This window comes from Citrobacter sp. NCU1 (assembly GCF_010231475.1).
In the GTDB taxonomy this organism is placed as follows: domain Bacteria; phylum Pseudomonadota; class Gammaproteobacteria; order Enterobacterales; family Enterobacteriaceae; genus Citrobacter_D.
Genome location: NZ_NRDO01000043.1, coordinates 1 through 8835, shown reverse-complemented (window position 1 = coordinate 8835; position 8835 = coordinate 1). Strand labels below are relative to the sequence as shown.

The window sequence follows — 8835 nt, the reverse complement described above, 5'->3', positions numbered from 1 at the left end:
CCTTGCGGGCAAACCACAGCAAGTACTCTTCCGGCACATCAATCAATCGACGCCCCTGGTACTTGCCAAACGGCATCACCGTATTGGCTATCTCAACCAACTGCTCTTTTTCCATCTCAGACACCCAGCAAGCGGAGCATTTCGGCTTCGTCAATAACGGCAATGCCCAGCTCCTGCGCTTTTGCCAGTTTCGAACCTGCCGCTTCGCCCGCAATCACTAAATCGGTTTTCTTCGAAACGCTGCCTGCCACCTTCGCCCCCAGCAACACCAGACGCGCTTTGGCGTCGTCGCGGGACATCTGGCTTAAGCTGCCAGTCAGTACTATCGTTTTACCGGCAAACGGACTGTCGATCTCTTCTGCATTGACAACGACCGGTGCAGGCCAATGAATGCCTTGTGACAGCAGTTGTTCTATCACCTCACGGTTGCTCTCTTCGGCGAAGAAATTGAACACGTGAGTGGCCACCACGATCCCCACATCCGGGACTTTTTGCAGTTCGTCGAGAGAGGCGCCTTCCAGCGCCTCCAGCGTACCGAAGTACGCCGCCAGCCCGGCAGCGGTCGCCTCGCCCACTTCACGAATCCCCAGCGCATACAGGAACCGTGCAAAGGTCGTCTCTTTGGCTTTCTCCAGCGCGTTTACCACGTTCTGCGCCGATTTCGGCCCCATACGATCAAGCCCAGTCAACTTACCTGGCGTCAGGGTGAACAGATCGGCGGGCGTATGGACATACTCTTTCTCGACCAATTGGTCGATGATCTTATCGCCCATACCGTCAACATCCATGGCACGACGTGAGACGAAATGCTTAAGAGATTCTTTACGTTGCGCCCCGCAAATCAGACCACCGGTACAGCGGGCAACCGCTTCGCCTTCCACACGCTCGACGTCCGACTGACAGACCGGGCAATGGGTTGGGAAAACAATTTCCTGGGTCTCTTCCGGACGTTCGGATAGCACCACGTTAACCACCTGTGGGATCACATCCCCGGCACGGCGGATAACGACCTTGTCGCCAATGCGTAAACCGAGACGTTCAATTTCATCGGCATTATGCAGCGTGGCGTTACTCACCAACACACCCGCAACCTGCACTGGCTCAAGGCGGGCAACAGGCGTGATTGCGCCTGTCCGCCCAACCTGGAATTCGACGTCACGAACAAAAGTCATTTGCTCCTGCGCGGGGAATTTAAAGGCCACCGCCCAGCGTGGCGCGCGTGCCACAAAGCCCAGTTGTTCCTGAAGTGCCAGTGAGTTGACCTTAATGACGACACCGTCAATATCAAAGCCCAGCGTTGGACGTTCCTCTTCCACTTTGTGGTAGAACGCCAGTACCGCCTCAGGGGAGTCGCAAAGCGTCACCCGATCGCTCACCGGAAGCCCCCACGCTTTAAACTGCAGTAAACGCCCCAGGTGCGTATCGGGAAGTTCGCCCCCTTCCAGTACGCCAACACCGTAACAGAAGAAGGTCAACGGTCGCTTCGCGGTTATACGCGGATCAAGCTGGCGCAATGAACCTGCCGCCGCGTTACGCGGGTTTGCGAACACTTTATTCCCCGTACGGCGGGCATCCTCATTAATCTTTTCAAAACCGGCTTGTGGCAGGAAGACTTCACCACGCACTTCCAGGCGAGCGGGAATATTGTCGCCGCGCAGTTTGAGTGGAATGGCGCGGATGGTTCGCACGTTAGAGGTAATATCTTCACCGGTTGTCCCATCGCCACGCGTCGCCGCGCTCACCAACACACCGTTTTCGTACAGAATGCTCACCGCCAGACCATCGAGTTTCAGTTCGCAACACCAGGTCAATTTGTCGGTGCTTTTCAATCGGTCCTGAACACGTTTGTTAAAGGCCAAAAAGCTCGCTTCATCAAACACGTTATCCAGCGACAGCATCGGGACTTCATGGCGAATCTGACTGAATGCCGCCAGCGGCGCAGCCCCGACGCGCTGAGTTGGCGAGTCTGACGTCACCATTTCCGGGTGCTTTGCTTCCAGTTCGCGCAGCGTCTGCATCAGGCGGTCATATTCCGCATCGGGAATTTCCGGCGCGTCCATCACATGGTAAAGATACTCATGATGGCGAAGTGCGGTTCGTAGTTCTGTCAGTTGTTGTTCGATTGAGTCCATATCGCACCATCAATGATAAAAAACCCCCGACAGGCGGGGGTTCAGAAAGGAAATGTCACGCCTGTATAGAATCAGGCGTTAGCGTCTTTGACTTCGCGGATGCGGTCCTGATACTCACGCAATTTCTGCGGGGTCATCATTCTGCGTTGGTCGTCAAGCACCACGCCGCCCACTTCGTCAGCAATATGCTGTGCAGACTGAAGCATCAGCTTAAAGTTTTGCAGTTCATCGCCGTAGGACGGCACCTGCATGAAGATCGTCACACCAGGGGTAGTAAAATCACCGGTCATTTCAGGATCAAACGTCCCCGGATTCACCATATTTGCCAGGCTGAATAATGCAGGACCGCTGCCATCCGGGCTTAAATGACGATGGAAAATATTCATATCGCCAAACTTAAAGCCGGCTTGCTGAATGCTGTTCAGCAGGATATCACCGTTCAGCTCGGTGACATGATGGGCCGCAACGTTCATAATAATAACCGCTTCTTTACGCTGCGGTTTTTCAGGCGCTGGCGGCGGCGTTTCCACGACAGGCTCTGGCTGAGGTTTTGCCTCGACAACCGGCTCTGCGGGCTGGAAGGTTTGCGGTGCCGGTTGAGGCGCATGCTGCACAGGCTGTTGAACCGGTTGCACCTGCGGCGCGGCCGGTTGCTGTACCGGCTGATGCTGCACAGGTTGCTGAACCGGTTGCGGCTGTTGTACTGGCTGCGGCTGAGCATGCGGCGGCGGTACCGGCGCGCCAGGCGGTTGCTGAGCCGGTTGACGCGGCTGTGCAGACGCATAAGGCGGCTGATACTGGTGTTGCGGCGGCTGGCGAGGTGCGTCATGCTCCTGCGCATTGCCCGGGGCATGATTCACGCGGTGAACACGAACTTCACCCACGCCTTCGTCGTCTTGATCGACATCGTCGTCAAACGATTCGTCGTCTCGTTTTGATTTCATGCGTTTCAGTGGACGATCGCGGAACATAGAAGATCGTTCTTTACGGCTGGTCCAGAAACCATGTACCAGTAAAGCGATTATGGCGATCGCGCCAACAATGATTAATATCAGACGCAAATCCTGCATCATTATATTCTCTGTTGTTCTAACACCTTGCCACCACGGCAAACATTTACTCACTAAGAGTATTTGCCGATTACCTCAAGTGCAAGTGGACTCTTGTCTTTCACAGCATAAAGATGAACGAAATTGTACTTTTTGCTGTTTTTTCGAACATTTCTTAACTGTCCACCAGGCCACAACACGGTAATATAGACAAAGTTTAGCCGGGGCTTAAACAAAAGGAGCATGTCCTGATTATGGTTTCATCATCCACAGCTGCGCCACGCAGTGGTTTCTATTATTTTTCTCAGGGATGGAAGTTGGTCACCCAGCCGGGTATCCGTCGCTTTGTGATTTTACCTTTGATGGTCAACATTCTGTTGATGGGCAGCGCGTTCTGGTGGCTGTTTACCGAGTTGGACAGTTGGATCCCTTCGCTGATGAGCCATGTGCCAGACTGGCTNNGACTGGCTACAGTGGTTAAGTTACCTGCTGTGGCCAATTATCGTTCTCTCCGTGTTGCTGGTATTCGGCTATTTTTTCTCGACGCTCGCCAACTGGATAGCGGCGCCGTTTAATGGTTTGTTGGCCGAACAGCTTGAAGCGCGTTTAACCGGGGCGACGCCTCCCGACACCGGCGTACTCGGCATTATGAAAGATGTGCCGCGCATCATGAAACGTGAATGGCAAAAACTGGCGTGGTATCTCCCGCGCGCGATCGCTCTGCTGATTCTCTATTTTATTCCCGGCATCGGGCAAACCGTCGCGCCAGTACTGTGGTTCTTGTTCAGCGCGTGGATGTTGGCGATTCAATACTGCGACTATCCCTTCGACAACCACAAAGTACCGTTCAAAGAGATGAGGAACGCCCTGCGTACGAAAAAAGTCACCAATATGCAGTTCGGCGCGCTGACCAGTCTGTTCACGATGCTGCCCGTGCTCAATCTGTTCATTATGCCGGTTGCCGTCTGCGGCGCGACGGCAATGTGGGTGGATTGCTATCGTGATAAACACGCGCTCTGGAAGTGACTGATCTTTTTTCTCTTTGTGAAAAAATTGTGCAAAAAGGGAGTGGCTTATGCCGCTCCTTATTCCATCCGGATCCCCATTATTTCCCTTCTGAATATAGATANNTTCGCTGAGCGGGTATGCTAGCCCTTGTACCCCAATTTCATACAGTTAAGGACAGGCCATGAGTAAGATTTTTGAAGATAACTCGCTGACTATCGGTCATACGCCGCTGGTTCGACTGAACCGTATCGGTAACGGACGCATTCTGGCGAAGGTGGAATCACGTAACCCGAGCTTTAGCGTCAAATGCCGTATTGGTGCCAATATGATTTGGGATGCCGAAAAACGTGGCGTACTGAAACCAGGCGTTGAATTGGTTGAGCCGACCAGCGGTAACACGGGTATCGCTCTGGCGTATGTGGCGGCGGCGCGTGGCTACAAACTGACGTTGACCATGCCGGAAACCATGAGCATTGAGCGTCGTAAGCTCCTCAAAGCGCTGGGCGCAAACCTGGTGCTGACCGAAGGCGCAAAAGGCATGAAAGGCGCGATCCAGAAGGCTGAAGAAATCGTCGCCAGCGATCCGGTTAAATACCTGTTGCTCCAACAGTTCAGCAACCCGGCAAACCCTGAAATTCACGAGAAAACCACCGGCCCGGAAATTTGGGAAGATACCGACGGTCAGGTCGATGTGTTTATCTCCGGCGTCGGTACTGGCGGTACGCTCACTGGCGTAAGCCGCTACATTAAGGGAACGAAAGGCAAAACGGACCTTATTACCGTTGCCGTTGAGCCGACGGACTCTCCGGTTATTGCTCAGGCGCTGGCAGGCGTTGAGCTGAAACCCGGCCCACATAAAATTCAGGGTATCGGCGCGGGATTCATCCCCGGTAACCTGGATCTGAAACTGATTGATAAAGTTATTGGCATCACCAACGATGAGGCCATCTCCACCGCACGTCGTCTGATGGAAGAGGAAGGTATTCTGGCAGGTATCTCCTCGGGTGCCGCCGTTGCTGCAGCGCTTAAGCTCCAGCAAGATGAAACCTTTACCGGCAAGAATATTGTGGTTATATTACCATCATCAGGTGAGCGTTATCTGAGCACTGCATTGTTTGCCGATCTCTTCACTGAGAAGGAACTGCAACAGTAATGCCAGCATGTTAATAACGCGTAAAAAAGCGCCTTTTTAGGCGCTTTTTTGTGGCCTGCTTCAAAGTTTCACTCCTCCTGGCATTGATTCACCCTGCCGGGTCTGGTATTTAACCAGACTAATTATTTTGAAGCGCGAAATTAATCGTTACACGAAAACCGCTAGCTGAATCGATTTTATGATTTGGTTCATGTCTTCCTTTAGCGGCATAATGTTTAATGACGAGCGAAACGTCAGCGGCCAGAAGTTGCCAGCAACGGAATTGCGTAGAACACCGACTGTGTCGTGCCCGTTTACGCCGGCGCTAACAATACAGGCTAAAGTTGAGCCGCCAGGCTAGACTTTAGTTCCACAACACTAAACCTATAAGTTGGGGAAATATAATGTTCCAGCAAGAAGTTACCATTACCGCTCCTAACGGTCTGCACACCCGCCCTGCTGCTCAGTTTGTTAAAGAAGCGAAAGGCTTCACTTCCGATATCACTGTGACCTCCAATGGCAAAAGCGCTAGCGCAAAAAGCCTGTTCAAACTGCAGACTCTGGGCTTGACTCAGGGAACCGTCGTTACCATTTCTGCGGAAGGTGAAGACGAGCAGAAAGCGGTTGAACATCTGGTTAAACTGATGGCGGAACTCGAGTAATTTTCCGGGTTCTTTTAAAAATCAGTCACAAGTAAGGTAGGGTTATGATTTCAGGCATTTTAGCATCCCCGGGTATCGCTTTCGGCAAAGCACTGCTGCTGAAAGAAGACGAAATCGTCATTGACCGGAAAAAAATTTCTGCCGACAAGGTTGATCAGGAAGTTGAACGTTTTCTGAGCGGTCGTGCCAAGGCATCTGCGCAACTCGAAGCGATCAAAACGAAAGCTGGTGAAACGTTCGGTGAAGAGAAAGAAGCCATCTTTGAAGGGCATATTATGCTGCTCGAAGATGAGGAGCTGGAGCAGGAAATCATAGCCCTGATTAAAGATAAACACATGACGGCTGATGCAGCTGCGCATGAAATTATCGAAGGTCAGGCCACTGCCCTGGAAGAGCTGGATGATGAATACCTGAAAGAACGTGCGGCTGACGTACGTGACATCGGTAAACGTCTGCTACGTAATATCCTTGGTCTGGCAATTATCGATCTGAGTGCAATTCAGGACGAAGTTATCCTGGTTGCGGCCGACCTGACGCCGTCAGAAACCGCACAGCTGAACCTGAACAAGGTGCTGGGTTTCATTACTGATGCCGGTGGCCGTACTTCGCACACCTCTATTATGGCGCGTTCTCTGGAACTGCCAGCCATCGTAGGTACGGGTAGCGTTACCGCTCAGGTAAAAAATGACGACTATCTGATTCTGGATGCCGTAAACAACCAGGTTTACGTCAATCCTACTAACGAAGAAATCGAACAGCTGCGTGCAGTTCAGGAGCAAGTCGCGACTGAGAAAGCCGAACTGGCGAAACTGAAAGATCTGCCGGCCATCACGCTTGACGGTCATCAGGTTGAGGTTTGCGCTAACATCGGTACTGTACGTGATGTTGAAGGTGCCGAGCGTAACGGCGCTGAAGGTGTCGGTCTGTACCGCACCGAATTCCTGTTCATGGACCGTGACGCGCTGCCAACGGAAGAAGAGCAGTTTGCGGCGTATAAAGCCGTTGCTGAAGCGTGTGGCTCACAGGCTGTTATCGTACGTACCATGGACATCGGCGGCGACAAAGAGCTGCCGTATATGAACTTCCCGAAAGAAGAGAACCCGTTCCTCGGCTGGCGTGCGGTGCGTATCGCGATGGATCGTAAAGAGATCCTGCGTGATCAGGTTCGCGCCATTCTGCGTGCGTCGGCTTTCGGTAAATTGCGCATTATGTTCCCGATGATCATCTCTGTTGAAGAAGTTCGCGCACTGCGCAAAGAGATCGAAATCTACAAACAGGAACTGCGTGACGAAGGTAAAGCATTTGACGAGAGCATTGAGATTGGCGTGATGGTAGAAACACCAGCCGCCGCGACGATTGCGCGTCATTTAGCCAAAGAAGTGGACTTTTTTAGTATCGGCACCAATGATTTAACGCAGTATACCCTGGCAGTTGACCGTGGTAATGATATGATTTCACACCTTTACCAGCCAATGTCGCCATCTGTCCTGACGCTGATTAAGCAGGTTATCGATGCTTCTCACGCCGAAGGCAAATGGACTGGCATGTGTGGTGAGCTTGCAGGCGACGAACGTGCTACACTTCTGTTGCTGGGGATGGGTCTGGACGAATTCTCTATGAGCGCCATTTCTATCCCGCGCATTAAGAAGATTATCCGTAACACGAACTTCGAAGATGCGAAGGTGTTAGCAGAGCAGGCTCTTGCTCAACCGACAACGGACGAGTTAATGACGCTGGTTAACAAGTTCATTGAAGAAAAAACAATCTGCTAATCCACGAGATGCGGCCCAATTTACTGCTTAGGAGAAGATCATGGGTTTGTTTGATAAATTGAAATCTCTGGTTTCTGATGATAAGAAAGACACCGGAACTATTGAGATTGTTGCTCCGCTCTCTGGCGAGATCGTCAACATCGAAGACGTGCCGGATGTTGTTTTTGCTGAAAAAATCGTTGGTGATGGTATCGCTATCAAACCAACCGGCAACAAAATGGTAGCGCCTGTTGACGGTACCATCGGCAAAATTTTTGAAACCAACCACGCGTTCTCTATCGAATCTGATAGCGGCATTGAGCTGTTCGTTCACTTCGGTATCGACACCGTTGAACTGAAAGGCGAAGGTTTCAAGCGTATCGCTGAAGAAGGCCAGCGCGTTAAAGTTGGCGACCCGGTTATTGAATTCGATTTGCCGCTGCTGGAAGAAAAAGCCAAGTCTACCCTGACTCCGGTGGTTATCTCCAACATGGACGAAATCAAAGAACTGATCAAACTGTCCGGTAGCGTAACTGTGGGTGAAACCCCGGTTATCCGCATCAAGAAGTAATTCTTGCCGCAGTGAAGAATGGCGCCTGATGGCGCCATTTTTTTGTCTTATTACCAACAAAACCTTGTCGGATGGCGCTACGCTTATCCGACCTACGAGATTTGTCACCACGGAATTGGACCTGTAGGCCGGATAAGGCGTTTACGCCGCCATTCGGCATCGCTGCCGCGATCATAATGGCGAGGTCACCGGGCGATAACACGTTTCACGCATCAGGATTTTCATCCCTTCCGGCCCGCTCTCCAGTATCCGCTTCTCTGAATCAGCAACCAGCAGTTCGCACTGATATCCCCCAGCAATGCCGAACATCGCCCGCGCCACGCAAATGTCCTCCAGCGCCTCAATACCGTGGGTTTCGAAATGGCCAACGACACGTCCCTGCTGGCGAACCACCAGCCGATAGCTCTTCATCGCGCCTCCCCTGCCGGTGGCAGTATCAGTTCATCGCAGCCACATTGCTGGGTCCACGTCATGACCTCCAGCACCCGCTGTGCAGCACCTTTCGTCGCCGCCACCAGCGTTTTTCCTTT

8 protein-coding genes and 2 pseudogenes are annotated in these 8835 nt (G+C 52.2%); 5 read left to right on the top strand and 5 right to left on the bottom strand.

Annotated elements, in window-relative coordinates; genetic code table 11:
- From CJP72_RS14495 to zipA, 3 genes are all read right to left on the bottom strand, one after another.
- Positions 1 to 115, bottom strand: a 115-nt coding sequence (locus CJP72_RS14495; RefSeq protein ID WP_193568733.1) for a putative quorum-sensing-regulated virulence factor, incomplete at its 3' end; no start/stop codon positions are given.
- A gap of 1 nt (position 116) precedes the next feature.
- A complete protein-coding gene (gene ligA, locus CJP72_RS14490; RefSeq protein ID WP_162382065.1) occupies positions 117 to 2132 on the bottom strand; it encodes an NAD-dependent DNA ligase LigA in 2016 nt (671 codons plus the stop codon).
- A gap of 71 nt (positions 2133 to 2203) precedes the next feature.
- On the bottom strand, positions 2204 to 3205 hold the full coding sequence (gene zipA / locus CJP72_RS14485; protein ID WP_162382064.1) for a cell division protein ZipA: 1002 nt from the start codon (positions 3203 to 3205) through the stop codon (positions 2204 to 2206).
- Between the two features lie 230 nt (positions 3206 to 3435).
- Between zipA and cysZ the strand changes: the two are divergent.
- The 5 genes and pseudogenes from cysZ to crr all read left to right on the top strand — a co-directional run bounded on the left by cysZ (position 3436) and on the right by crr (position 8305).
- Positions 3436 to 4207 (top strand): annotated as a pseudogene (cysZ, locus tag CJP72_RS14480) (sulfate transporter CysZ).
- 163 nt (positions 4208 to 4370) lie between these two features.
- Positions 4371 to 5342 carry a cysteine synthase A gene (gene cysK / locus CJP72_RS14475; RefSeq protein ID WP_162382063.1) on the top strand — a complete coding sequence of 324 codons (972 nt, stop codon included), beginning with the start codon at positions 4371 to 4373 and terminating at the stop codon, positions 5340 to 5342.
- A gap of 383 nt (positions 5343 to 5725) precedes the next feature.
- Entirely contained in the window at positions 5726 to 5983 is a 258-nt protein-coding gene (gene ptsH / locus CJP72_RS14470; RefSeq protein ID WP_004936458.1) for a phosphocarrier protein Hpr, read from the top strand.
- Positions 5984 to 6027: 44 nt separating this feature from the next.
- Entirely contained in the window at positions 6028 to 7755 is a 1728-nt protein-coding gene (gene ptsI, locus CJP72_RS14465; RefSeq protein ID WP_162382062.1) for a phosphoenolpyruvate-protein phosphotransferase PtsI, read from the top strand.
- Between the two features lie 40 nt (positions 7756 to 7795).
- Positions 7796 to 8305, top strand: a complete 510-nt coding sequence (gene crr / locus CJP72_RS14460; RefSeq protein ID WP_000522253.1) for a PTS glucose transporter subunit IIA — start codon at positions 7796 to 7798, stop codon at positions 8303 to 8305.
- Positions 8306 to 8476: 171 nt separating this feature from the next.
- On the opposite strand, the gene CJP72_RS14455 is transcribed toward crr, so the two are convergent.
- Both CJP72_RS14455 and pdxK read right to left on the bottom strand, forming a co-directional pair.
- Positions 8477 to 8716, bottom strand: coding sequence for a cytoplasmic protein (locus CJP72_RS14455; protein WP_162382061.1), 240 nt, complete (start codon positions 8714 to 8716; stop codon positions 8477 to 8479).
- Positions 8713 to 8835: pseudogene (gene pdxK / locus CJP72_RS14450) on the bottom strand (pyridoxine/pyridoxal/pyridoxamine kinase); the annotation flags it as partial. The gene CJP72_RS14455 and the pseudogene pdxK, both read right to left, overlap by 4 nt.

What these genes read in the sequence shown, in the direction of transcription:
- ligA (WP_162382065.1), bottom strand. Translation starts at nt 2,132, where the DNA reads ATGGACTCAATCGAACAACAACTGACAGAACTACGAACCGCACTTCGC.
- zipA (WP_162382064.1), bottom strand. Translation starts at nt 3,205, where the DNA reads ATGATGCAGGATTTGCGTCTGATATTAATCATTGTTGGCGCGATCGCC.
- cysK (WP_162382063.1), top strand. Translation starts at nt 4,371, where the DNA reads ATGAGTAAGATTTTTGAAGATAACTCGCTGACTATCGGTCATACGCCG.
- ptsH (WP_004936458.1), top strand. Translation starts at nt 5,726, where the DNA reads ATGTTCCAGCAAGAAGTTACCATTACCGCTCCTAACGGTCTGCACACC.
- ptsI (WP_162382062.1), top strand. Translation starts at nt 6,028, where the DNA reads ATGATTTCAGGCATTTTAGCATCCCCGGGTATCGCTTTCGGCAAAGCA.
- crr (WP_000522253.1), top strand. Translation starts at nt 7,796, where the DNA reads ATGGGTTTGTTTGATAAATTGAAATCTCTGGTTTCTGATGATAAGAAA.
- CJP72_RS14455 (WP_162382061.1), bottom strand. Translation starts at nt 8,716, where the DNA reads ATGAAGAGCTATCGGCTGGTGGTTCGCCAGCAGGGACGTGTCGTTGGC.